Genomic DNA, 22,601 nt, shown 5'->3' with positions numbered 1-22,601 from the left:
CCGAGGATGTGCTCGGCCACGTAGCTGAAGATCATGTTGGTGGAAACCGGGGCGACTTGGTACAGGCGGGTTTCGCGGAACTTGCGCTCGATGTCGTACTCACAGGCAAAACCAAAGCCGCCGTGGGTTTGCAGGCAGACGTTGGCCGCTTCCCAGCTGGCCTTGGCCGCGAGGTACTTGGCCATGTTCGCTTCGGCCCCGGCGTTTTGCATGGCGTCGATTTTTTCGCAGGCTTTCCAGCGCATCAGGTTGGCGGCTTCGAGCTCAATGAAAGCGTCGGCAATCGGGAACTGCACGCCCTGGTTTTGGCCAATCGGGCGGCCAAAGACCACGCGGTCCTTGGCGTATTTGGTGGCGCGGTCGATGAACCAGTAGCCGTCGCCAATGCACTCGGCGGCGATCAAGACGCGCTCGGCGTTCAGGCCGTCGAGCAGGGTCTTGAAGCCCTTGCCTTCTTCGCCCAAGAGCGCGTCTTCGGGGATTTCGAGGTTGTCAAAAAACAGCTCGTTGGTCTCGTGGTTGACCATGTTCAAAATCGGCCGCACCGTGAGGCCGTTGCCGATGGCCTGCTTCAGGTCGATCAAGAAGCAGGACAAACCTTCGGAGCGCTTGGTGACCTGGTCGGCGGGCGTGGTGCGGGCCAGCAAGATCATCAGGTCGCTGTGCTGGATGCGCGAGATCCAGACCTTTTGGCCGTTGATGACCCAGCGGCCGTCTTTGCGCACGGCGGTGGTTTTGAGCTTGGTGGTGTCCGATCCGGTGGTGGGCTCGGTCACGCCCATGGACTGGATGCGCAACTCGCCAGTGGCGATTTTGGGCAAGAGCGTGTTCTTTTGCGCGTCAGAGCCGCTGCGCACGATGGAGTTCATGACGTACATCTGACCGTGGCACGCGCCCGAGTTGCCGCCCGAGCGGTTGATCTCTTCCATGATGACCGAAGCCTCGGCCATGCTCAGGCCAGAGCCGCCGTATTCCTGCGGAATCAGCGCGGCCATCCAACCAGCCTTGGTCAGTGCGTCGACAAACTCTTCCGGGTAGCCGCGTTTTTCGTCGACCTTGCGGTGGTACTCGTCAGGAAACTGAGCGCACAGGGCGCGCACGGCGTCGCGGATGTCTTGGTACTGGTCGGGTGTGGTTTGCATGGTGGTGGTATGGGTAAAAAATCTCAGGCCAAAGTGGCTTGCGCTTGCAGGGTGAGCCAACCTTCGTGGTCGCTGGCCCAAAGGTCAATGGTTTTGCCGTCGGCAGACGGTCGGCCGTTCAGGCGGAAGGGGTGCAGGTCAAAGGTGGGGCGCACGGCACGAAACTGGAACGAGGCCAGGCGGGCACCGGGCACTTGCCTGCGCACCAAGTCCACCAACAAAGTGGCGATCAGCGGGCCGTGCACGATGAGACCGGGGTAGCCTTCTTCTTGCGTGACGTAGCTGCGGTCGTAATGGATGCGGTGGCCGTTGAAGGTGAGCGCCGAATAGCGAAACAGCGACACCGGATCGGGCACAAACTCGCGCTGCCAAGGCGCGCCGATCTCGGCCGCGATGGGCGGCACTTCCGGGGCACCAGGCACTACTGCTGCGCGGTACACGATGTCGTGCGTTTCGGTCAGGCATAAGCCCTGAGCATTGCTGAAAGCGTGCTCGACTTCGACAAACAGCAGGTCACCTGTGCGGCCCGCCTTGTGCTTGACCGAGGCGATGCGCGAATGCTTTTGAGCGGCGTCGCCCACGCGCAGTGGGTTGTCGGTTTGCCACTGCAGGCGACCGCCTGCCCACATGCGGCGCGGCAGTGGCACCGGCGGCAAAAAGCCACCGCGCACAGGGTGGCCGTCGGGCCCGATCTGGCTTTGCCGCGCTTGCGGCAAAAAGTACAGCCAGTGCCACAGGGGCGGCACTTCGCTGCCTGCGCCTTGGCGGGTGTCATCGCGGTCGAGCAAAGCGCTTTGGCCGCGAAGTGGCGCGGCCACGATCTCGTCGGTCAGCGTTTCGCTGCGGCCTTCCCAGCTGCGCAGGTGGGCCACTTGTTCGTTGTCTAGATTTGAAAAGCTCGTCATAGGCTCGATCTTCGCGCAGTTGGAGCTGGAAGGCCGTCTGTCTTTGTGAAAGTCCGCCTTTACAAGTCAAGAAGCGGGGTCATGCCTTGTGCGCCTGGGCTGCGGTCCATTGTTCAAGCAGCTCACGCTTGAGCACTTTGCCGCTGAGCGTCATGGGCATGTCGGGCACCAAGGCCATGACCGAGGGCCGCTTGTAAGGCGACAAATGTTCATGGGCATGGGCTTTGAGGGCCTGCAGGTCCAGCTGCACGCCGGTTTTGGCTTCGATGAAGGCCAGGATGTCCTCGTTGCCATCGGCCGCTTTGCGCCCGACCACCGCCGCTTTTTGCACACCGGGCCAGGCCAGCAAAATCGCCTCGACCTCGCCGGGGTACACATTGAAGCCGGAACGGATGATCATCTCTTTCAGACGCCCCACCACCTGCAATGCGCCATCGGCGTCTTGTCGGCCCAGATCGCCGCTGGCGTACCAGCCGCCAGGTTGGATGACCTGCGCGGTGATGTCGGGATCGCGGAAATAACCGGCCATCAAGCCCACGCCGCGCATCCAGATCTCGCCGGTCTCGCCTGCTGGCAAATCTTGCCCGTGTGGGCCGATGATGCGCAGCTCGGCCCCTTCGACCAAATATCCTGCGCTGGAGTCCGCACGCCGTTCGTTCAAACGGCACAGCGTCAAGGCGCCTGCGTATTCCGACAGGCCATAGCCGTGGTGCAAGACTTTGCCAAAGCGCGCTTCGATCGCTTGCTTGACGCTCAGGTCCAGCGGGGCAGCACCAGAGTAAACGTAACGCAAATCAGGCGCGACCGGATGCGCAATGCCCTGACCGTCGAGCCAGGTCAGCAAGCGGGTGAACATGGCGGGCGGGCCTTGCAGCTGGGTCAGGCCCTGATGGGCCAGCGCATCCAACACATCGGCCGGGTCAAACTGGCTGCGCATGAGCAGGCCCGAGCCCGCGTGCAGCGAGGCCATGAACACCGTGCCCAAGCCAAAGATGTGGGTCATGGGCAAATACGCGTACGACCGGTCCGACGGCCCCAACAGGCGCGACTGCGCCGAGACCCGCGCAAACTGCAGCAATCCCGCGTGCGTGAGCATCACGCCCTTGGGCTGGCCGGTGGTGCCCGAGGTGAAGATGATCGCGGCCACCTGCTCCGCCAGGTCGCCCGTCTGCGCGGTGGCCTGCGGCCTGACAGCTGCGCGCTGCAAGCCCGGCAACACGCTCGCTCGCGTGTCGTGCTGCGCCGCATGCTGACGCGCCGCCTCAGACACACCCACCGTGAAATACAGCAACCGTGCATCGGCCTTGTCGGCAAAGCCCGCGAGTTCTGACGCCGTCACGCGGGCATTGACCCCGCAAGCCCAAGCCCCCACGCGGCTGCAGGCCAACACCAAAGCCACATGCTCGGGGCAATTTTCTGCGGCCACCAGCACCCGGTCACCCACGCGCACACCAGCATCGCGCAACTCGGCTTCCAGAGCATCCACTTGCTGCGCCAACTGCACCAGCGTCATCACCCCCTGCGTCAGATACAGAAAAGGATGGTCTGGAGCCTGTGCAACGCGTTCGTCAAACAGGTGGTGAATGCGCGTATGGGTGCGGGTGTGGGGGGTCAATTGCAAAGACATGGTTTATTCGAAAGTCATGCCCTTGGTGACTTCGGCCCACAGCGCGTGTTCTCGGCGCATGCGCTCGGCCAGGTCGGCGGGCTTGGCATTCCAGATGACGTAGCCTTGGTCCACCCAGCGCTTGTTCAGCTCGGGGTCTTGCAGGGCGCGCGCTGTGGCGGTCGTGATCTTCTGGCTGAGTTCGGCGCTCATGCCCAGCGGGCCATACAGACCGTACCAGCCGCCCACGTCGTAATCACGGACGCCCAACTCGCTCATGCTGGGCAGCTGCGGCAGCGCCGGGTTGCGCTCTTTGGAGGTCACGGCCAGGGGGCGCACTTTGCCGCCGTCGATGTGGACCTTGGCACCGCCCACGATGTCAAACATCATCTGGATCTGCCCGCCCATCACGTCGGTCATGGCCGGGGCGTTGCCCTTGTAGGGCACATGCGTCATGGTGATGCCTGCACGCCGTGCAAACAACTCGCCGCTCAGGTGGTTGGATGCGCCCATGCCGGCCGAGCCGTAAGCCAGTTTGCCGGGATTGGCTTTGCCAAAGGCCACCAACTCGGGCAAGGTTTTGAAAGGCTGGTTCTGGTTGATGACCAGCACGTTGGCATAACTGAGGATGGTGGCCAGCGGGGTCATGTCCTTGAGCGGGTCAAAGGCCATGGCTTTGAGCACATGGGGGCTGATGGTCATGGTGGGGCTGGCGGCATAAAAAATTTCCAGGCTGTTGGGCGAGGACCTGACCACGGTGTTGCCTGCCACCGCGCCACCTGCGCCGGGCCGGTTTTCCACGATCACGGGCTGGCCCAGTTCGCGGCTGAGCACCGGCGCAAACACGCGCGCCGATGAATCCACAGGCCCGCCCGGGGCGTAACCCACGATGAGCTTGACGGTGTTGTTGCCTGTGGACTGGGCCCACAGGGGCAGGGCGGATGTGGTACACACCGCCCCCAAAAGGGCCATCAGCAAGCGGCGCTGGGTGGATGGGGTTTTTGTCATGGTTTGTCTCCTGGGGTTTTTAAGGTTGCTGGCTTGGGGGGTGAACAGTTGGGGCGGCGCTCAAGGGGGATGCGACCAGGCCTGCGCGCGCGCAAGCGCAGCGCGGCAGTCGGCCACCATGCGTTCGATCAGGTCGGCGCAAGTGGGCACATCGTCGATCAGGCCAATCACCTGGCCTGCTGCGACCACGCCACCGTTGACGTCGCCCGATTGCAGGGCCTGGTTGCCACGTTGGCCTGCGACCAAGTGGCGGATGTCTTCAAAGCTGCAACCGCCTTCGCGGTTTTCGGTGGCGACCACTTCTTGCGAGACGGCGTTGCTCCAGGCGCGGGTGGTGTTGCGCAGCGTGCGGAACATCAGTTTCGTGTCGCGTTCGGTGGCACCCACCAAGGCTTGTTTGATGTTGTCGTGCACCGGCGCTTCTTGTGTGACCAAAAAGCGGGTGCCCATGTTCACGCCCTCGGCCCCGAGCGCCATGGCTGCGGCCATGCCGCGCCCGTCGGCAATGCCGCCCGAGGCGATCACCGGCACACGCAGCGCCTGGCAAGCCAGCGGAATCAAGACCAGTCCGGGCACATCGTCTTCGCCAGGATGGCCCGCGCATTCAAAGCCATCGATGCTGATCATGTCCACGCCATTGCGCTCGGCGCTCAGGGCATGGCGCACCGAGGTGCATTTGTGCACGATGGTGATGCCCGCGTCCTTCATGCGGCCAATGAAGTCCTTGGGGCTGTTGCCCGCCGTTTCCACGATCTTCACGCCGCTGTCGATGATGGCCTTCAGGTACTCGGCATAGGGCGGCGGGTTGATCGAGGGCAAGATGGTCAGGTTCACACCAAAGGGCTGGTTGGTGAGCGTGCGGGTACGGGCGATCTCGAGCGTCAAGGCTTGCGGGTTGGGCTGGGTGAGGGCCGTGAGCACGCCCAGGCCCCCCGCGTTGGACACGGCCGAGACCAGCTCGGCCTTGCCCACCCACTGCATGCCGCCCTGGATGATGGGGTAACGGATACCCAATGCTGCGGTGACGCGGGTTTTCATGGTCTTGCTGGCCTCAGGCGCGCGCTTCGCGCACCATGTTGCGGCCAATGATGATTTGCTGGATTTGCGTGGTGCCCTCGTACAAACGGAACAAACGCACATCGCGGTAAAAGCGCTCGATGCCATACTCCGAGAGGTAACCTGCGCCGCCCAAGATTTGCACCGCACGGTCAGCCACGCGGCCACACATCTCGGACGCGAACATCTTGCAGCACGATGCCTCGGTGGACACGTTGCGGCCTTCGTCGCGTTTGCGGGCGGCATCGATCACCATGCACTCGGCGGCGTAAAGCTCGGCTTTGCTGTCGGCCAACATGGCCTGCACCAGCTGGAACTCGGCGATCGGCTGGCCGAACTGCTTGCGGTCGATGGCGTAGCGCAGCGCGTCATCGAGAATGCGCTGGGCCACGCCCACACACACGGCGGCCAAATGGATGCGCCCCTTCTCGAGCACCTTCATCGCGGTCTTGAAACCCTGGCCCTCTTGGTGACCGATCAGGTTGGCTGCAGGCACACGCACGTTGTCAAACATCACGTCGCAGGTGTGCGCGCCTTTTTGGCCCATCTTCTTGTCGTTTTTGCCCAAGCTGATGCCCGGCGATTGAGCGTCGACAATGAAAGCAGACACACCGCCGGCGCCCTTGTCGGCCGGGTTGGTGCGCGCCATGAGTGTGAAAATTTTGGAATGCGGCGCGTTGGTGATGTAGCGCTTGGTGCCGTTGACGATGTAGTGCTCGCCCTCACTGTCCGTGCCTCGGATGGCCGTGGTGCGCAGCGAGGCCGCATCCGAACCCGCTTCAGGTTCGGTCAAAGCAAACGAGGCCGACAACTCGCCCGTGGCCAACTTGGGCAGGTAGTAGGCTTTTTGTGCTTCGGTGCCGTCCATCAAGATGCCTTGCGAGCCGATGCCCACCGTGGTGCCGATCACCGAGCGGAAAGCGGGCGAGGTCTTGCACAGCTCAAACAAGAGACGCGACTCTTCTTCCATGGTCAGCTCCAGGCCGCCATAGGACTCGGGGATGGTCAGGCCAAACAGGCCCATCTCGCGCATCTCTTGCACGATGGCTTCGGGGATCTCGTCGGTCTCGGCCACTTCGTTTTCGGCAGGCACCAGGCGCTCGCGCACAAAACAGCGCACGGAGTCGAGCAGGGCTTCAAAGGTTTCGGGGTCTCGGATCATGGTGAATGCGAGGCGTATTTACAGGGTTTCAAAAGTGCCGAGGACGGCGGTGGACTGGCTCGACAGCGTGCCGCCGTTGCCGTGGGCCAGCGCGGTCTGCACGCCTTGCACTTGGCGCTCGCCGCCTTCGCCGCGCAACTGGCGCACGGCTTCGATCACGGTGAAGATGCCGTACATGCCGGGGTGCGTGCACGACAGGCCGCCGCCGTTGGTGTTGACCGGCAGGTGGCCACCGGGTGCGATGCCGCCGCCTTCCACAAAGGCACCGGCTTCGCCTTTTTTGCAAAAGCCCAGGTCCTCCAGAAACAGCAAGGTGTTGATGGTGAACGCGTCATACAGCTGCACCACACCCATGTCGGCAGGCGCGAGGCCCGCCATGGCAAAAGCCTCGCGGCCGGACTGGCTGGCGGCAGTGACGGTCAGGTCGTGCATGGCCGAAATCTGGCGGTTCCAGTTGGCAGTGGCGCTGCCCAGCACGTAGACCGGCTTTTGGGGCAGATCACGCGCACGGTCGGCGCGCACCAGCACAAAAGCACCACCGCCATCGGTGACCAGGCAGCAGTCGCGCACCGACAAGGGATCGGACACCATGCGGGCCTTGAGCACATCGTCGATCGACAGCGGATCGCGCATGAAGGCTTCGGGGTTGCGCTGCGCCCAGGCGCGGGCGGCCACGGCCACTTCGGCCAGCTGGCGGCGGGTGGTGCCGTACTCGTGCATGTGCCGACGCGTGGCCAACGCATACGCACTCAGCGGCTGCATCGGGGCGTAGGGGGTTTCGTGAGGCTGCGGGTCCATCACGCGGCGCGCCTGCGCGATCTCGGCGCGGCCAAAGGTGGAGGTGCGCTGCGTGCTGCCGTAGCAGACCAGCACCGCGTTGCACTGGCCCGACTGCAAAGCCATCATGGCGGGCAAAATGTGCGCCACAAAGCTGGAGCCGCCCAGCATGGTGCCATTGATGTAACGGGGGTTGATGCCCAAATACTCGGTCACGGGCATGGGCCACATGGTGGACAGCACACTGGCGGTGCACAGGCCATCGATGTCGCTCATCTTCAGGCCGGCATCGGCCACCGCTGCGCGCGCAGCGCGGGCCAGCACTTCCATCTCGGTAAAACCCGTGGCCTCCCCACAACCAAAGGTGGCCACGCCCGCAATGGCGGCGCTGCCGCGCAAGGCTTTCAGGCCCGACGAGGTGTGCACCGCTGCCGATGCGGCCGGGCCGCGGGGCACGGGCTTGGCCGCTCTGGCCGCTGCCGCCGCTGTGCTGACCGGGTCAAACACCACCAAGCCTTGGCCCTTCTCGACCACCACACGGGCCTGCACACGCTGGCCCACCTGCACGGCGTCGACAGGGTCCATGTCCACGCGGCTCATCAGGCGCACGCCTTCGTCCAGATCGATCAGACAGACGTTGTAGTCGCCACCCGCGTCCGGTTTGCGGCGCACAGTGGTCACGGAATACACCGTGCCCAAGCCTGTGGGGGCCACCAGCGCGAGGTCGTCGCTGCCGCAATGCGGGCAAACCTCACGGGGAAAGTAAATGTGCTGGTCACAGCCCTTGCAATGCTGGACCATGAAGCGGCCTTCATCAAGGGCGGCTTGGTGCTGCGCGAGCACACCTTTTGCGTTGTCGCTCATCGCTGTTCTCGGCCAGGCCGCCCCAAGGAGGACAGCACCCCCTCAGGGGGCAGTGAGTACACAAAGTGACGAACGTGGGGGCTCATGGTTATCTCCTCAGATCGGGTCCCAGCTGAACACATCGCCCGAACGCTCCAGGTCAAAGAAGCTCGACTTGAGCGCGGGCATGGCTTGGTCCAGCACCGACTGCGGCGTCCAGCCCTCGCTGCGGTGCACCGAGCGGATGGGGCGCGGCTGGCTCATCAAGAAGATTTCGTTGTTGCGCACGGCAAAGACCTGGCCGTTCACATGGGCCGAGTCGTCACTGGCCAGGGCCACGGCCATGGGCGCGATCTTGGCGGGGGTCATCTGCTTGATGCGCGCCACGCGGGCCTTCTCTTCGGGTGTCTCGGTCGGGATCGAGCCGATCATGCGGCTCCAAGCAAAGGGCGAGATGCAGTTGGAGCGCACCTTGAACTTTTGCATGTCGAGCGCGATCGACTTGGACAGTGCCGTGACGCCCAACTTGGCCGCCGAGTAGTTGGCCTGACCGAAGTTGCCCACCAGCCCCGAGGTGGACGTCATGTGGATGTAGTTGCCGCTTTCTTGCGCCTTGAAGTGCGGGGCGGCTGCGCGGCTGACGTAAAACGCGCCATACAGGTGCACCTTGAGCACCGCATCCCACTCGTCCATGCTCATCTTGTGGAAGAAGCGGTCGCGCAAGATGCCTGCGTTGTTGACCACCACGTCGATGCGGCCGAAGCTGTCGATGGCCGTCTGAATGATGCGGGCCGCGCCTGCCGCGTCAGACACGCTGTCGGTGTTGGCGGCGGCCTGACCGCCCATGGCCTGGATTTCGTCAACAACTTTTTGCGCAGGGCCTGCATCCTGGCCTTCGCCTGACACCGAAGCGCCGATGTCGTTGACCACCACCTTGGCGCCCTCACGCGCCATGGCCAGCGCGATGTCGCGACCAATGCCGCCGCCAGCGCCGGTGACCACGACGACTTTGTCCTGAACCAATCCTGTTTTGCTCATTTTTTCTCCTTCGGGTCATGGGACGAACATCCAACGAGCCAGCGTCACCCCACTGGGGGTTGATGCATCTTGCGACGTCTCGTGATTCTGAACAATCTTCGAATGCTGAACCGGGTCTTTCGGATTGCCGAACTCAGGGATTGCCCTTGGTATGGGGCCTGCCCATGCGTATGCAAGGCTTTGTTTGGTAGGCGCCCACCCGTGGGCGATGGGCGTGGAACACGTCCTGAATCCCTTCGAGCACAGGGTGGACCCCTACAGAGAACTTACTTGTCAAGTTTTGTCCTGCGCTGGCCAAGCAAACAAGGGCGGCTGTTTGTTCAGAAACCGTCCCACGGCTTCGCGGTGTTCGGCGGTGCCTGCGGCCAGAGCTTGCGCCTGCGCTTCGGCGCTCAGCATGTCTTGCAAGCCGCCGCCCAAGGCGTTGTTCAGGCTGCGCTTGATGAGCGCCACGGCAGCAGGCGATGCGCCCACAAAGCTGCGCGCCAGGGCCTGCGCACGGGGCAGCAACTGGTCCGGCGCGTGCAGCTCCATCACGATGCCCAGTCGCAAGGCCTCTTGCGCGTCGATGTCGCGGGCCGAGAGCATGATTTCTTTGGCCCGCTGCACACCCACCACGCGGGGCAGTGTGTAGAGCGCGCCCACGTCGGGCACCAGGCCGACCTTGAGGAAGGACATGTTGAACCAAGCGCGAGGCGTGGCCAGCACGAAGTCGGCCGACAAGGCGAGGCTAAATCCCGCTCCGGCAGCCGCACCATCGACTGCCGCGATCACCGGGCGGTCGAGTGTCAAAAGCACCTGTAGCCAATCGTGCAAAGTCTGCATGCGGGCCAGCCAGCCGCTGTTGTCCAGATTGGCCGCGGCGATGTTTTTCAGGTCACCGCCCGAGCAGAAGTGCCCGCCTGCCCCGGTGAGGACCAAGGCGCGGATGGTCTTGTCTTGCTGAATGTGTTGCAGGGCCACGGCCAGCTCGTCGCGCATGGCGGGCTCGAGCGCGTTGCGTTTGCTCGGGCTGTCAAAGGTGATGGTGGCGACCTGGTCGCTCACCTCGAATTGGAGCAAGGATGTGTGGGTCATGGCCATGGTCATGTCAGCGCAAGCACGGCTTCTCCGGACAATTTGATCTGGCCTTCGGCGTTCACCGTGGTCAACGACAGGCGCACGCGGCGTTCGCCATCGACTTCGAATTTCTCGGTCACCTGGCCGGTGCAGGTGATCTTTTCGTGCACCTGGGTCATGGCGGCAAAACGCACGCTGTAGTCGCGGATCGCGGTTTGTGGCACCCAGTTGGTGAGCAAGCGTGCCAGCCAGCCCATGGACAACATGCCGTGCGCGATCACGTCGGGCAGGCCTGCGAGGGCGGCAAAGTCGGTGTCGACGTGGATCGGGTTGTGGTCGCCCGAAGCGCCGCAGTACAGCGCCAGCGTCAGGCGCGAGACGGGTGGCAAATCCAGCGCGGCAATGGTATCGCCCACTTGCAGAGCATCAAAGGATGGGAAGGTCATGGGAGTTTCCTTATCCGTGGCGCAACACGGTGACGGCGCGCAGATCGGCCACATGCTCGCCACGCTGGTTGCTGACACGGGTTGTGCGGACGACAAATTCGAGTGCGCCGCCCTTTTTGTCATAGATGTCTTCGATGCGCTGCTCAAAGCGCAGCACATCGCCCGCGTAGGCCATGCGGTGAAAGGTGAAGCCCTGCTCGCCGTGCAGCAGCTTGCGGTAGTCCATGCCCAGCAGATTGCGGATCTCGGCCGGATCGGGCGACTCCATCTCCAGGCAAAACAAAAACGTGGGCGGCACGGGCAAGCCCGGGTGGCCTGCGGCGTGGGCGGCGGCTTCGTCGGTGTAGACCAAGTCGGTCTGGCCCGTGGCCTTGGCGAAAAAGCGCAGGCGGCCTTTTTCGACCAAGACCTCGAAGGGCGGCATGGTGTGGCCGATGTATTGGCGGTCGATCATGGTTCACCTCGGGATTTGTATGACGGATGACTCAGAGGAAGTGCCCAGCGCCAATACCGAGACGCTGGGTGTTTAAGGCCTCGCACAGCATCATCGATGAAGATCTGCTTCCCTACCCTGGGTGGAATCCTAAAGCAGCTGTGCGGAGCATGGTGGTCTCAGGTGTCACCAAGGTTTGGGGTCTGACCCACAACACCCTAAACACCCCCCCACTGGTCAGAACAAATGTCCTCCCCGATAATCGAGCGTTTTAAGCATTAGCAGCAAAGTACATCCATGAGCACATTCCAAACCACCGGCGCACGCGCCACGGGCCTGGCCACCATCGCCGCTGACGGCACCGTGCTGGACACCTGGTTCCCGGCCCCCGAACTGGCTGCCGACGTCGCCGCCAGCGGCAGCACCCGCCTGACCCTGGCCGAAGCCGTCGCCGCTTTGGGCGCAGACGTGGCTCAGGCCTTGGTCGCCTGCAGCGTGCGCAATGCCACCGTGGTGGCGGTTCGCACCGAGATCAAAAGCCTGGCCGACGCGCCCGCCGACACGCACGACGCCTACCTGCGCCTGCACCTGCTGAGCCACCGCCTGGTGTTGCCGCACGGTGCCAACGTGACCGGCATCTTTGGTCTGCTGCCCAACGTGGCCTGGACCAACTTTGGCCCCTGCGCCCTGGCCGATGTGCCCGCTGCCCGCCTGAAAGCCCGTGGTACCGGCCGCGTGCTCGAAATCAAGGGCTTGGACAAGTTCCCACAAATGACCGACTACGTGATCCCGTCGGGCGTGCGCATTGCCAACGCCGACCGCGTGCGCCTGGGCGCGCACCTGGCCAGCGGCACCACCGTCATGCACGAAGGCTTTTGCAACTTCAATGCCGGCACGCTGGGCGCCAGCATGGTCGAAGGCCGCATCAGCGCCGGCGTGGTGGTGGACGACGCCAGCGACATCGGCGGCAGCGCGTCCATCATGGGCACGCTGTCGGGTGGTGGCAAAGAAGTCATCAAGGTCGGCAAGCGCTGCTTGCTGGGCGCCAACGCCGGCATCGGCATCTCGCTGGGCGACGACTGCATTGTGGAAGCCGGTTGCTACATCACCGGCGGCAGCCGCGTGCAAATGCCCGACGGCTCGGTCATGAAGGCCAAAGAACTGTCCGGCAAAAACGGCATCTTGTTCCGCCGCGATTCACAGTCCGGCGCGCTGCACGCCATTCCGCGCAACAAGAGCTGGGGCGAGTTGAACGCCGAGTTGCACAAGAACTGAGTTTTCTCGTTCTTTCAAAACAAAACGGCGTGCCTGCGCAAGTGGGCACGCCGTTCGTCTTTTCCGATCACCGCCCGGCAAGGGCAATACGCAAAGAGCCAGAGACATCCAACAGTGGGTGATCGGGTGCTCGGCGATGTATTGGCGCAAGGCCAAATCCATCCGGGTCTGCCAACCCTCTCCTGTGGCGCGAAACTGCGTCACCACGTCACGGGAGAGTCGAATGGTGATGCGTTCTTTGGTCACCTCTGCCTTCGGGCGTCCGGTACGCAACGTTGGCTTGAGCGCCTCCCACTGCGCATCCGTGAACGGCAAGGCATCAGGGTCTGATATCGCTGCCGCAGTGATCGCGGCATCTTCTGTGTCGGTAACAGAAATATGGTTCGGTTTAAGTTTCGGCATAGCGTCTCACCTCACTTTGGTTCGCCTTTCGCAGGCTGATGATTCGTCGCGCCTCGCCACGGGCAACGAACACCACATAAAAAAACCGGTCGCCAATGTGGCCAACGACGCGTAGAAAGCGATACCGCGAGGATTGGTCGATTTCAACGGTCAGTCGATGGGGTAGCCATCATTTTCCAACGCGTACCTGCACGGCCTACTTCGGCGCTTTTTCAAGCGCCATCATTGCCCGCAAACAACTGCATCCACGCATTTCGGGGGCTCAGGATTTGCATGTTGCCTTCGCAGCCCCAGGACAGCACGCGCTTATCGCCGGTGACGAACACCTCGGCACCAGCCAAGCTGGCCGCTCTGACCAGCCTGACGTCGTTGTCATCTGCTGGCTCGTCCAGGTCTTGCACGCAGGTGGCTTCTGACCAGATGACGTCAAACAGTGCCTGTGATTGTGGCAAGTGCGGAAATTTACGCTTCAGCACTTCGTGGGCCTCAGCCTGCACCAATGGGGTGGTCAATAGCCCGTCGCGTTGATGGCACTCGATCAAGATCGCCTCACACAAGCCCGCAAACACCGAGGCCGACAACCAGACGTTGGTGTCGAGAAAAACCTTCACGACTCATCCTGCAGGATGTCTTCTTCGGTTAGCCAACCTGCCTGGCGGGCTGCGCCGCCCAGTTCTGTGTGTGCTTTCTGCAAGGCCTGACGAAGACGATAGCCACGTAAGGACTCTGCCAGCAAGTCACGCACGACCTCACTTTTGGTTTTGCCGGTCTGCTCGCAGGCCAGCTGCAAATCGCGTTCTTCCCGATCGGTTAAGCGCACAGTCAATGAACTCATGTCGTTACTTTCTGGGGACAAGGTTATGGCCCACCCTGTAAGACACTGTAATACATCATTGCAAAAGATGCAATGTGGCCTGCTCGAGGCCTAGGGAAGATCGCGCTTTATGTACTGGGGGTTGGGCGGGCATATCAGGCCCTGGCCAAATGCGCTTTGGCCAGAGCCACATACCAATCCAGACACCCCGGGTTGGCCATGGCGTCACGGTTGACGACCTTTTCCAGCGGTTGGCCGAGCATGAGTTTCTTGATCGGCAGCTCCTGCTTTTTGCCCGAAAGGGTGCGCGGGATCTCGGCGACTTGGAAGATCTCGTTCGGGATGAAGCGCGGGCTGAGCGCCACTTTGATGGCGTTGTTGAGTTTGGCCTTGATCGCCTCGTCAAACGCCGTACCCGGACGCAGCACCACAAACAGCGGCATGTAGCTTTCTTTGCCCAGGTATTCCAAATCCACCACCATCGAGTCCATGACTTCGGGCAGGGCCTCGACAGCGCTGTACAGCTCGCTGGTGCCCATGCGCAGGCCGTAGCGGTTGATGGTGGCGTCGCTGCGGCCAAAGATCACGCAGCCTTCGCCCACGCCTTGGGTATCGCCAATGCGCAGCCAGTCGCCATGCCGCCACACGCCGCCCATGCTGGCCGAGCCGTTGCCGCCGCCGGGTTGGCGGCCGTGGCCTGCGGGGTACATCTCAAAATAGCTGGCCAGATAGCGGGCGTTGTCCTTGTCGTTCCAGAAGTACAAGGGCATGGACGGGATGGGCTGCGCGCAGATCAGCTCGCCCACTTCGCCCAACACCGGCTCGCCCGCTTCGTTCCAGGCCTCGACCGCGCAACCCAGTTCGCGGCACTGCATCACGCCGGGCTCTTGCGGCAGCTCGCGGTGGCCGCCCAAAAAGGCCCCCGCAAAGTCGGTGCCACCCGAGATGTTGCACCACCAGATGTCGGTGCCAATGGCCTTGAATTGGTCCACACCCCAAGTTTGCGTTTCGGCCGACAAGGGCGATCCGGTGGTGCCCAAGGCCCGCACCTGAGACAAATCACCGCTGCGCGAAATGTCCAAACCGGCTTTTTGGCAGTTGGCAAAGTACGCCGCGCCTGCACCAAAAAACGTGACGCGCTCTTGTGCCGCCAAGCGCCACAAAATGCCCCAGTCCGGGTTGTCTTTGCTGCCGCCGGGGTTGCCGTCATAAATCACGCAGGTCACGCCATTCAGCAGGCCCGCCACCTGCGCGTTCCACATGACCCAGCCGGTGGAGCTGTACCAATGAAAGCGCTCGCCCCAGCTGTTGGGGTGGTAGCTGCAGCCGATGTCATTGTGCAGAATTTTGTTGGCCAAAGCCACGATCACGGTGCCGCCGTGGCCATGCACAATGGGCTTGGGCAAACCCGTGGTGCCACTGGAATAAACGATCCACAGCGGGTGGTCAAAGGGCAACCACATCGGCTCAAAGGCCTGCACGGCGGCATCGTCACGCGCGGTGATGGCCGACATCTGCACGCTGGCACCCACGTCGCATTGGGCCAGGTCCAACGTGCCCAGGTTGTCGTGCACGATGACGTGTCGCACGCTGGGCAACGCGTCGCGCAGCGCTTGCACCACCCCCATGCGGTCAAAGTCGCGCCCGCCGTAGCTCACGCCGTCCACCGCGATCAGCACCTTGGGCTCGATCTGCTTGAAGCGGTCAAGCACGGCGTGGGTGCCCATGTCGGGCGCGCAAATGCTCCACACGCCGCCCACACTGACAGTGGCCAAAAACGCCACCATGGCTTCGGGGATGTTCGGCAAATAAGCCGCCACCCGGTCCCCCGGCTGCACCCCCTGGGCTTGCAAGTGCAGCGCCATGGCGGCCACCTGGCGGCGCAGCTCGGGCCAGGTCATTTCGCGCCGCAGGCCTTTTTCGTTGTGGCTGATGACCGCCAAAAAACCCGCCGCGTGCGCGGGCTGCACATGCCGAAACACCTGGCGCGCGTAATTGGTCTGGGCCCCCGGAAACCACTTGGCCCCCGGCATGACGTTGTTCAACAGCACCGCCGTGTGCGGCATGGGGGACTGAAAATCAAAGTAATCCCAAATGCTTTGCCAAAAAGCGTCCAGCTCGGTCACCGACCAACGCCAGAGGTCGTTGTACGTGGCAAAACTCAGGCCGCGTTCATCGCGCAGCCAGTTTTGGTACAGCCTGATCTGAGGCAGATAAGGGGCAGAAGCGGAGGGTCGTGTCGCGGTGTTCATGCGTTGCAGCGTATCAGCGGCCATGCCCCGCTGTCATGCGCATCAACCCTGAAATGTGAACCTAGGTGACAGGCGGGCCGGGGTTCAACCGGGCACCGTTTCGCAGCGCCCCTGGCCTGAGGCATGCCCCCGAAAATCGCTTTGCCACTGGCGCGCGACCAGGTCAATCTGGATGCGCTCGTTGTCCACGGCCGTCATCACTCCTTGGTGAATGAGTGAGAAGCCATGGGGCTCGACACCGTCGATGCGCAAACGCCGAATGGCTTTTTTATCCCAATCGATGCGGACCTCGCGAACCCAAGTGCTGCGCTGGGGCAGGTAGGCCACGGCGCAACTCAACACCACCGAAGACGGCGCAGCCACTGCGGGGCTGAGCACGCTCAGGCTCAACACAGCCCACGCCAAGGTGTGCAAAAGCCTGCGCACGTTTTCAGGCCGCCGTTTCTTTGTTCATGCGCTGGCTTTTCCAGTACACATCGTCGCCGCCATTCATGCGGTTGAGCACGCGGGCCAGCACAAACATCAGGTCAGACAGGCGGTTGAGGTATTGGCGCGGGGTGTCGTTCAAGGCTTCTTCGTTGCCCAAGGCCACGCAGGCACGCTCGGCCCGGCGGGCCACGGTGCGGCACACATGGGCCTGCGATGCCCCCCGTGTGCCGGCAGGCAAGATGAATTCTTCGAGCTTGGGCAGCTGGGCGTTGTACTTTTCAAGGGCCTCGTCCAGGGCCGCGACGGCCTCAACTTTCAGCAACTCAAAGCCGGGAATCGACAATTCCCCCCCCAGGTTGAACAGCTGGTGCTGCACCTCGACCAGCACCTCGCGCACGTCAGCGGACATGTCTTCGCACAGCAACACACCGATGTGGGAGTTCAACTCGTCCACCTCGCCCATGGCGTGCACGCGCAAGCTGTTTTTGGACACCCGCTGGTTGTTGCCCAGGCCTGTGGTGCCGTTGTCCCCGGTGCGGGTGGCGATTTGTGTGAGTCGGTTGCCCATGGTGTTGCTCGCTTTTTTGTTCGCTCAAGTGTGCAGGATCAGGAAAATCACCCACAGGGGTGGGCTTCTGCAACGATGCGTGATTGTCGGCCAAGTGGCTGCAACGTGTCTGGCAGCGGACAGCAAGGCCTCTGATTGAGGCGTAAACTGACGTTTCGCATGTCTGGCGGACTTGGCCCGCCACCACCGGAGACACCCCATGAACGCCCCCACCCCCGCCGCCCACCTGGCCCCCGAAGTTGCGCAACGCGCCGTGCCTGAAGCCTTTTTGACGGCCCTGAAGGCCCGCTTTGGCAACAACTGCTCCACAGCCTTGGTGGTGCGCGAGCAGCATGGGCGCGACGAGTCGGCCTTCACCCATGTGCCGCCACCGGCTGCGGTGGTGTTTGCCGAGAGCACGCAAGATGTGGCCGACGCGGTCAAGCTGTGCGCCGAGCACAAGGTGCCGGTCATCCCGTTTGGCGTGGGCTCTTCGCTCGAAGGCCATTTGTTGGCGGTGCAAGGCGGCATCAGCATTGACTTGATGCGCATGAACAAGGTGTTGACCATCAACGCCGAAGACCTGACGGTGACGGTGCAGCCGGGCGTGACGCGCAAGCAGCTCAACGAAGAGATCAAGTCCACCGGCCTGTTTTTCCCGATCGATCCGGGTGCCGACGCCACCCTTGGCGGCATGAGCGCCACGCGGGCCAGCGGCACCAACGCCGTGCGTTACGGCACCATGCGCGAGAACGTGTTGGCCATGGAAGTGGTCACCTCCTCGGGTGAAATCATCCGCACCGGCACCCGCGCCAAAAAATCGAGCGCCGGCTACGACCTGACCCGCCTGATGGTGGGCAGCGAAGGCACGCTGGGCGTGATCACCGAGGTCACCGTGCGCCTGTACCCCTTGCCTGAAGCCATCTCGGCGGCCATTTGCTCTTTCCCCAGCATCGAAGCCGCGGTGCGCACCGTGATCCAGACCATTCAGCTGGGCGTGCCGATCGCACGGGTGGAATTGCTGGACCACAACAGCGTGCGCATGGTCAATGCCTACGCCAAGCTGGGCTTGCGCGAAGAACCGATGTTGCTGATGGAGTTTCACGGCTCACCCGCAGGCGTGAAAGAGCAAGCCGAGACGGTGCAAGAAATCGCCAGCGAGTTTGGCGGCAATTCGTTTGAATGGGCCACCACCCCCGAAGAGCGCACCCGCCTGTGGACGGCACGGCACAACGCCTACTTTGCGGCCATCCAGAGCAAACCCGGCTGCCGCGCCATCAGCACCGACACCTGCGTGCCCATCAGCCGCCTGGCCGATTGCCTGCTCGACTCCATCACCGAAACCGATGCCAGCGGCATTCCTTACTTTTTGGTCGGCCATGTGGGCGACGGCAACTTCCACTTTGGCTATTTGATCGACCCGAACAACCCGCAAGAGTGCGAAACCGCCGAAGCATTAAATCAGCAACTGGTCAGCCGCGCCCTGCGCTTAGGGGGCACCTGCACCGGCGAGCACGGCATTGGCCTGCACAAGATGGACTTCTTGCGCACCGAAACCGGCGAAGGCGCGGTGGACATGATGCGCACCATCAAGCGGGCACTGGACCCGCACAACATCATGAACCCGGGGAAGATTTTCTCGATGTGATGTTCAAGGGGTTTGCGCAGGCAAAGCCGCTTCAGGCTTTGCGCGCAGACCAGGCCCAAAGTGCCACGACGCCCACCAGCAGGCCCCAAAAAGCCGCCCCCACCCCCGCAATGCTCAGGCCCGAAAGGGTCACCAGAAAAGTCAGCAAGGCCGCATCACGGTGGCCCTCGTCTTTCATGGCTGTGGACAGGCTGGACGCGATGGTGCTGACCAAGGCCAATCCGGCAACGGCCAACACCAGCGCCTTGGGGAAGGCGGCCAGCAAACTGACAATCGAGGCGCCGGCCAAGCCCAACAGAATGTAAAAAATGCCAGCCGCCGCCGAGGCCGTGTACCGGCGTGCGGGATCGGCATGCGCTTCACGGCCCATGCAAATGGCCGCTGTGATGGCGGCCAAATTGAGCGCATACCCGCCAAAGGGGGCCAACAGCAAGGTCACGCATCCGGTGGCCCCGATCACGGGCGAGATGGGCGTGTTGTAACCCGCACTGCGCTGCGCCGCCACACCGGGCAAATTTTGCGATGCCATGGTCACGATGAAAAGCGGCAAGGCCACACTGACCATGGCACCCCAACGCCACTCAGGCGTCACCCACTCCGGCGTGGCCCAAGCCCAAGCAATCTGGGCCGCATTCAATTGACCCTGCAAAGCCGCCACCGCCATGCCCACGGCCAGCACACCAGGCACGGCCCATCGGGGAAAGAAGCGACGCCCCATCAGGTACGCGCCCGCCATGCTGAGCACCAAGACCGGAGCCTGACCGACCGCCCCCACCGCATCCAAAGCAAAGCGTGCCAAAACCCCCGCCAGCAAGGCACTGGCCAAAGCCAAGGGAATGCGTGCCATCCACCGCTCAAACAGACCGCTGTAACCCGCACCCATGATGAGCAAAGCACTCACGATGAAGGCCCCCGTGGCTTCCGGCAGGGTCACGCCCTGCGTCACCGCCAACACCGCCGCACCGGGCGTTGACCAAGCCGTCAACACCGGTTGCTGGTACCAAAGGCTCAACACCAAGCTGGTGCCGCCCATGCCCAAACCCAGCGCCCACATCCAGGAAGCGGTTTGCGCTTCGTTGGCACCCAGGGCCTGTGCAGCCGCAAAAACAATGACCGCCGAACTGGTGAACCCCACCAGCACGGCCACAAAGCCGGCAACCACCGCGGACAGGGAAGCATCGCTCAGCCATTTTTTCAACATGGGTGTTTTCTCACAGAAGCCTTGTACCAGGCACGAGGATTTTTGGTCCTCGTGCGCCTCACCGTCAGGCGCAGGTTTCTGCAACAAAACGGGCATCGGTGAAGTATGTCACTGCGCGGTGCGCCGTGTCACATGGTCACCCGCACCGGCGAGCACGGTATGGGCCTGCAAGCGATGGATTTTTTGCACACTGTCATTGATGGGGGTGTTCAAGTTTTCAAAGGCCCCCTAGAGTCAGCCGTTTTTGATTCTTGACGCCGTATGGACCCCCACGAACTCACGCTGCTGGAAGCGGCCGCAGCGCTGCGCACACGACATCTCGGGCACCTGGAATACGTCCAGGCCTTGCTTGCGCAAACGGACCGACTGACCGCATTGAATGCCTGGATCAGCCGCGATTCTGAAGGCTTGATCCTGCAAGCAAAGGCCCTCGATCAGGCCTCTTCTGCGCCTTCTGAACATCTGCCCTTGGCGGGCATACCCGTCGCGATCAAGGACAACATCGACACGGCAGTGCTGCCCACCAGTGGTGGCACGCGGGCCTTGCTCGCTTGCAGACCCTCGCGCAATGCCACCGTGGTCGAGCGCTTGCTGCAGTCTGGCTGTTTGATCGCAGGCAAAACCAATCTGCACGAACTGGCCTTGGGCGGCACCTCGAACAACACGGTCACTGGCGCCTGCCGCAACCCCTGGAACGCTTTTCGCATCCCGGGCGGGAGCTCTGGCGGATCGGCCGTGGCCGTGGCCGCGCGCATGGTGCCCGCCGCCTTGGGCACTGACACCGGTGCCTCGGTTCGCTTGCCTGCCGCCTTGTGTGGTGTGGTTGGGTTCAGACCCAGCACAGGCCGCTATTCATCACAAGGCATCTTGCACCTGTCACCCACCAAAGACACCGTCGGGCCCATGGCCCGCTGCGTTGCAGACGTGGCCTGGCTGGACGGTCTCTTGGCAAAAGACCGACTGCACATGCCGAACTTGTCACTCAAAGGCTTGCGTCTGGGCATTCCGCGTGGGGACTTTTTTGAAGGCGCTGACCCGCAAGTTCTGGCGGTCATTGAGCTAGCGCTGGAGACGCTGGTCTCTGAAGGCGTTGTCTGCTTGACACTGGATGTGCCAGACCTGAAACAGCACAACGAAGCCACGGGATCGACCTTGGTGATGTTCGAAATGATGCAAAGCCTGCCCGCTTATGCCAAAGCACAGGGACTGACCCTGGACGCCCTGCTGGCAGGTGTGGGCAGCCCGGATGTGGCCCTGCTTTTGTCGCGCCAATTGGGCCATGGACGCGTCACGGCCACGGCTTATGCTGCGGCACAGGCCCGTCGGCAGAAACTGCAAATCGCCTACGCCAGGCATTTTGCCGACCACCGTCTGGATGCACTGGCTTTTCCCACCTGCCCCATGACGGCCCCGCCCATAGGTCATGACGAGCTGGTTGATTTGCATGGACAAGCCGTGCCCACGTTCAAAACCTTGATCCGAAACACCGACCCCGGCAGCAATGCCGGACTGCCCGGCATCAGCCTCCCGGCGGGTTTGACGGCCGAGGGCTTGCCCGTCGGGCTGGAGCTGGACGGCGCTTTGGGCACGGATCGTCACCTTTTGGCTGTGGCTGCAGCCATTGAGCGTGTTTTGCCAGCGCTGCCGCGCCCACCGAGGGTTCAGGCTTGATGCAAAAGCAGCCCAATGTGGGCCGCCAGTTTGTTGCGACCCTGAACGCCGAGTTTTTCAAACGCGTGGCCCAGGTGATAACGCACGGTGGTAAAGCCAATGTGGAGTTGGCGTGCAATGTCCTTGTCTGAGCAACCGTTCAGGCAGAGCCGCACCACATCGGCCTCGCGCTGGCTGAGCTGACAAGGCCCGCTCAACAAGCGACGCAGCTCGGCTTCGTCATGGCCCAGCCATGCGGTCTTGGTGGCCTCCTCGGTCTCCAGTCGACTCAATGCGGCGGTGAAAACGGGCGCAAGAATGTTCAGGCAGGCCATGTCTTGACGGCTGAAGTCGTCTCGTCCCCGCGCCCGGTAAATGACCAAATCGCCCAGGCAGTCATCACCACGGTAGGCGTACAGGTTCACGCCCCAGTGAATACCGTCCTGACGCAGGTGGTCGTTGTAAAACTCGGAGCCCTCCAGCTCTTGCACTGAACACACATCGCTGACCCGCACGGGTGTGCGCATGGCCTGCAAGCGCGGCGTGATGGGGTCACAAAACTGGAAGTGCTCTTCGTAAGCCCGGATTCTGGACGGCTTGACGTTGTAAGAAGCGCAGATGGCGTAGCGACGGGTGGTGGCATTCCATTGGCGAGACACCAGATGATCGGCCTGCATGAAATGCGCCAAGGGTTGCGCCAAGGTCTGGAGCAGTTGCGCTTTTGAGACGTCCGAGGCCATCACCGCGCACAGGTCTGCCAGCATTTTGGATCGTTGTGTGTTCAGGTACATGGGGGACTTCTCACAAGCACTTGAAGTTAACAAATGCAAAGGCAAGGTCAAGAGAGATTACCCGCTGTCTGGACGTTTTCAATTGAACCAACCGTCAATTTTGAGGGTGTTCGCTGG

At 62.6% G+C, this 22,601-nt stretch carries 23 protein-coding genes and 1 pseudogene; 3 read left to right on the top strand and 21 right to left on the bottom strand.

Annotation, left to right across the window (positions count from 1 at the left end):
- From ACIQ47_RS03225 to ACIQ47_RS03170, 12 genes and pseudogenes are all read right to left on the bottom strand, one after another.
- On the bottom strand, positions 1–1,142 hold a 1,142-nt coding region (locus tag ACIQ47_RS03225), incomplete at its 3' end, for an acyl-CoA dehydrogenase family protein (protein WP_396436821.1).
- A 23-nt stretch (positions 1,143–1,165) separates the two neighbouring features.
- Positions 1,166–2,047 (bottom strand): MaoC family dehydratase N-terminal domain-containing protein, encoded by an 882-nt coding sequence (locus tag ACIQ47_RS03220; protein ID WP_396436820.1) that lies wholly within the window; start codon positions 2,045–2,047, stop codon positions 1,166–1,168.
- A 79-nt stretch (positions 2,048–2,126) separates the two neighbouring features.
- The gene (locus tag ACIQ47_RS03215) at positions 2,127–3,674 is read right to left on the bottom strand and encodes a class I adenylate-forming enzyme family protein (protein WP_396436819.1); all 1,548 of its coding nucleotides are present in this window, start codon (positions 3,672–3,674) and stop codon (positions 2,127–2,129) included.
- A 3-nt stretch (positions 3,675–3,677) separates the two neighbouring features.
- Positions 3,678–4,661, bottom strand: coding sequence for a Bug family tripartite tricarboxylate transporter substrate binding protein (locus tag ACIQ47_RS03210; RefSeq protein ID WP_396436818.1), 984 nt, complete (start codon positions 4,659–4,661; stop codon positions 3,678–3,680).
- A gap of 60 nt (positions 4,662–4,721) precedes the next feature.
- Positions 4,722–5,699: an NAD(P)H-dependent flavin oxidoreductase gene (locus ACIQ47_RS03205; protein ID WP_396436817.1), complete on the bottom strand. Its 978-nt coding sequence runs from the start codon at positions 5,697–5,699 to the stop codon at positions 4,722–4,724.
- Positions 5,700–5,712: 13 nt separating this feature from the next.
- The gene (locus ACIQ47_RS03200; protein ID WP_396436816.1) at positions 5,713–6,879 is read right to left on the bottom strand and encodes an acyl-CoA dehydrogenase family protein; all 1,167 of its coding nucleotides are present in this window, start codon (positions 6,877–6,879) and stop codon (positions 5,713–5,715) included.
- A gap of 18 nt (positions 6,880–6,897) precedes the next feature.
- A complete protein-coding gene (locus tag ACIQ47_RS03195; protein WP_396436823.1) occupies positions 6,898–8,082 on the bottom strand; it encodes a thiolase in 1,185 nt (394 codons plus the stop codon).
- Positions 8,083–8,202: 120 nt separating this feature from the next.
- A pseudogene (locus ACIQ47_RS03190) lies at positions 8,203–8,520 on the bottom strand (Zn-ribbon domain-containing OB-fold protein); the annotation flags it as partial.
- Between the two features lie 96 nt (positions 8,521–8,616).
- Positions 8,617–9,537 carry an SDR family NAD(P)-dependent oxidoreductase gene (locus tag ACIQ47_RS03185; protein WP_396436815.1) on the bottom strand — a complete coding sequence of 307 codons (921 nt, stop codon included), beginning with the start codon at positions 9,535–9,537 and terminating at the stop codon, positions 8,617–8,619.
- A 273-nt stretch (positions 9,538–9,810) separates the two neighbouring features.
- Entirely contained in the window at positions 9,811–10,620 is an 810-nt protein-coding gene (locus ACIQ47_RS03180) for an enoyl-CoA hydratase/isomerase family protein (RefSeq protein ID WP_396436813.1), read from the bottom strand.
- Positions 10,621–10,622: 2 nt separating this feature from the next.
- The gene (locus ACIQ47_RS03175; protein ID WP_396436812.1) at positions 10,623–11,042 is read right to left on the bottom strand and encodes a MaoC family dehydratase; all 420 of its coding nucleotides are present in this window, start codon (positions 11,040–11,042) and stop codon (positions 10,623–10,625) included.
- 10 nt (positions 11,043–11,052) lie between these two features.
- Positions 11,053–11,496, bottom strand: coding sequence for a MaoC family dehydratase N-terminal domain-containing protein (locus tag ACIQ47_RS03170; protein ID WP_396436811.1), 444 nt, complete (start codon positions 11,494–11,496; stop codon positions 11,053–11,055).
- A gap of 276 nt (positions 11,497–11,772) precedes the next feature.
- Between ACIQ47_RS03170 and dapD the strand changes: the two genes are divergently transcribed.
- Positions 11,773–12,750, top strand: a complete 978-nt coding sequence (gene dapD, locus ACIQ47_RS03165) for a 2,3,4,5-tetrahydropyridine-2,6-dicarboxylate N-succinyltransferase (protein ID WP_396436810.1) — start codon at positions 11,773–11,775, stop codon at positions 12,748–12,750.
- On the opposite strand, the gene ACIQ47_RS03160 is transcribed toward dapD, so the two are convergent.
- From ACIQ47_RS03160 to ACIQ47_RS03130, 7 genes are all read right to left on the bottom strand, one after another.
- Positions 12,673–13,152 (bottom strand): BrnA antitoxin family protein, encoded by a 480-nt coding sequence (locus tag ACIQ47_RS03160; RefSeq protein WP_396436809.1) that lies wholly within the window; start codon positions 13,150–13,152, stop codon positions 12,673–12,675. The genes dapD and ACIQ47_RS03160 overlap by 78 nt on opposite strands.
- On the bottom strand, positions 13,139–13,306 hold the full coding sequence (locus ACIQ47_RS03155; RefSeq protein ID WP_396436822.1) for a BrnT family toxin: 168 nt from the start codon (positions 13,304–13,306) through the stop codon (positions 13,139–13,141). Before ACIQ47_RS03155 ends, ACIQ47_RS03160 begins: the two co-directional genes overlap by 14 nt.
- 58 nt (positions 13,307–13,364) lie before the next feature.
- Positions 13,365–13,763, bottom strand: coding sequence for a putative toxin-antitoxin system toxin component, PIN family (locus tag ACIQ47_RS03150; protein WP_396436808.1), 399 nt, complete (start codon positions 13,761–13,763; stop codon positions 13,365–13,367).
- On the bottom strand, positions 13,760–13,987 hold the full coding sequence (locus ACIQ47_RS03145; RefSeq protein WP_396436807.1) for a hypothetical protein: 228 nt from the start codon (positions 13,985–13,987) through the stop codon (positions 13,760–13,762). The genes ACIQ47_RS03150 and ACIQ47_RS03145 overlap by 4 nt, the downstream gene beginning before the upstream one ends.
- Positions 13,988–14,121: 134 nt before the next feature.
- Positions 14,122–16,242, bottom strand: coding sequence for an acetoacetate--CoA ligase (locus ACIQ47_RS03140; protein WP_396436806.1), 2,121 nt, complete (start codon positions 16,240–16,242; stop codon positions 14,122–14,124).
- 60 nt (positions 16,243–16,302) lie between these two features.
- On the bottom strand, positions 16,303–16,644 hold the full coding sequence (locus ACIQ47_RS03135) for a hypothetical protein (protein WP_396436805.1): 342 nt from the start codon (positions 16,642–16,644) through the stop codon (positions 16,303–16,305).
- Positions 16,645–16,648: 4 nt separating this feature from the next.
- On the bottom strand, positions 16,649–17,215 hold the full coding sequence (locus ACIQ47_RS03130) for a cob(I)yrinic acid a,c-diamide adenosyltransferase (protein ID WP_396436804.1): 567 nt from the start codon (positions 17,213–17,215) through the stop codon (positions 16,649–16,651).
- A gap of 199 nt (positions 17,216–17,414) precedes the next feature.
- On the opposite strand from ACIQ47_RS03130, the gene ACIQ47_RS03125 reads away from it, so the two are divergent.
- Positions 17,415–18,842, top strand: coding sequence for an FAD-binding oxidoreductase (locus ACIQ47_RS03125; RefSeq protein WP_396436803.1), 1,428 nt, complete (start codon positions 17,415–17,417; stop codon positions 18,840–18,842).
- Positions 18,843–18,873: 31 nt separating this feature from the next.
- Here ACIQ47_RS03125 and ACIQ47_RS03120 read toward each other — a convergent pair whose 3' ends face one another.
- A complete protein-coding gene (locus ACIQ47_RS03120; RefSeq protein ID WP_396436802.1) occupies positions 18,874–20,043 on the bottom strand; it encodes a benzoate/H(+) symporter BenE family transporter in 1,170 nt (389 codons plus the stop codon).
- A 261-nt stretch (positions 20,044–20,304) separates the two neighbouring features.
- On the opposite strand from ACIQ47_RS03120, the gene iaaH reads away from it, so the two are divergent.
- Positions 20,305–21,714, top strand: a complete 1,410-nt coding sequence (gene iaaH, locus ACIQ47_RS03115) for an indoleacetamide hydrolase (protein ID WP_396436801.1) — start codon at positions 20,305–20,307, stop codon at positions 21,712–21,714.
- On the opposite strand, the gene ACIQ47_RS03110 is transcribed toward iaaH, so the two are convergent.
- Positions 21,705–22,484 (bottom strand): LuxR C-terminal-related transcriptional regulator, encoded by a 780-nt coding sequence (locus tag ACIQ47_RS03110; protein ID WP_396436800.1) that lies wholly within the window; start codon positions 22,482–22,484, stop codon positions 21,705–21,707. The two genes, iaaH and ACIQ47_RS03110, sit on opposite strands and share 10 nt — an antisense overlap.
- Positions 22,485–22,601 lie beyond the last annotated feature (117 nt).

The sequence above is a fragment of the Limnohabitans sp. genome, from assembly GCF_044373035.1.
In the GTDB taxonomy this organism is placed as follows: Bacteria; Pseudomonadota; Gammaproteobacteria; order Burkholderiales; family Burkholderiaceae_C; genus Limnohabitans_A.
This window is presented reverse-complemented; position numbering and strand designations above follow the sequence as displayed.

Excerpts from the sequence above, each read along its gene's own strand:
- ACIQ47_RS03220 (WP_396436820.1), bottom strand. The coding sequence starts at position 2,047 with ATGACGAGCTTTTCAAATCTAGACAACGAACAAGTGGCCCACCTGCGC.
- ACIQ47_RS03215 (WP_396436819.1), bottom strand. The coding sequence starts at position 3,674 with ATGTCTTTGCAATTGACCCCCCACACCCGCACCCATACGCGCATTCAC.
- ACIQ47_RS03210 (WP_396436818.1), bottom strand. The coding sequence starts at position 4,661 with ATGACAAAAACCCCATCCACCCAGCGCCGCTTGCTGATGGCCCTTTTG.
- ACIQ47_RS03205 (WP_396436817.1), bottom strand. The coding sequence starts at position 5,699 with ATGAAAACCCGCGTCACCGCAGCATTGGGTATCCGTTACCCCATCATC.
- ACIQ47_RS03200 (WP_396436816.1), bottom strand. The coding sequence starts at position 6,879 with ATGATCCGAGACCCCGAAACCTTTGAAGCCCTGCTCGACTCCGTGCGC.
- ACIQ47_RS03185 (WP_396436815.1), bottom strand. The coding sequence starts at position 9,537 with ATGAGCAAAACAGGATTGGTTCAGGACAAAGTCGTCGTGGTCACCGGC.
- ACIQ47_RS03180 (WP_396436813.1), bottom strand. The coding sequence starts at position 10,620 with ATGGCCATGACCCACACATCCTTGCTCCAATTCGAGGTGAGCGACCAG.
- ACIQ47_RS03175 (WP_396436812.1), bottom strand. The coding sequence starts at position 11,042 with ATGACCTTCCCATCCTTTGATGCTCTGCAAGTGGGCGATACCATTGCC.
- ACIQ47_RS03170 (WP_396436811.1), bottom strand. The coding sequence starts at position 11,496 with ATGATCGACCGCCAATACATCGGCCACACCATGCCGCCCTTCGAGGTC.
- dapD (WP_396436810.1), top strand. The coding sequence starts at position 11,773 with ATGAGCACATTCCAAACCACCGGCGCACGCGCCACGGGCCTGGCCACC.
- ACIQ47_RS03160 (WP_396436809.1), bottom strand. The coding sequence starts at position 13,152 with ATGCCGAAACTTAAACCGAACCATATTTCTGTTACCGACACAGAAGAT.
- ACIQ47_RS03145 (WP_396436807.1), bottom strand. The coding sequence starts at position 13,987 with ATGAGTTCATTGACTGTGCGCTTAACCGATCGGGAAGAACGCGATTTG.
- ACIQ47_RS03140 (WP_396436806.1), bottom strand. The coding sequence starts at position 16,242 with ATGGCCGCTGATACGCTGCAACGCATGAACACCGCGACACGACCCTCC.
- ACIQ47_RS03130 (WP_396436804.1), bottom strand. The coding sequence starts at position 17,215 with ATGGGCAACCGACTCACACAAATCGCCACCCGCACCGGGGACAACGGC.
- ACIQ47_RS03125 (WP_396436803.1), top strand. The coding sequence starts at position 17,415 with ATGAACGCCCCCACCCCCGCCGCCCACCTGGCCCCCGAAGTTGCGCAA.
- ACIQ47_RS03120 (WP_396436802.1), bottom strand. The coding sequence starts at position 20,043 with ATGTTGAAAAAATGGCTGAGCGATGCTTCCCTGTCCGCGGTGGTTGCC.
- iaaH (WP_396436801.1), top strand. The coding sequence starts at position 20,305 with ATGGACCCCCACGAACTCACGCTGCTGGAAGCGGCCGCAGCGCTGCGC.
- ACIQ47_RS03110 (WP_396436800.1), bottom strand. The coding sequence starts at position 22,484 with ATGTACCTGAACACACAACGATCCAAAATGCTGGCAGACCTGTGCGCG.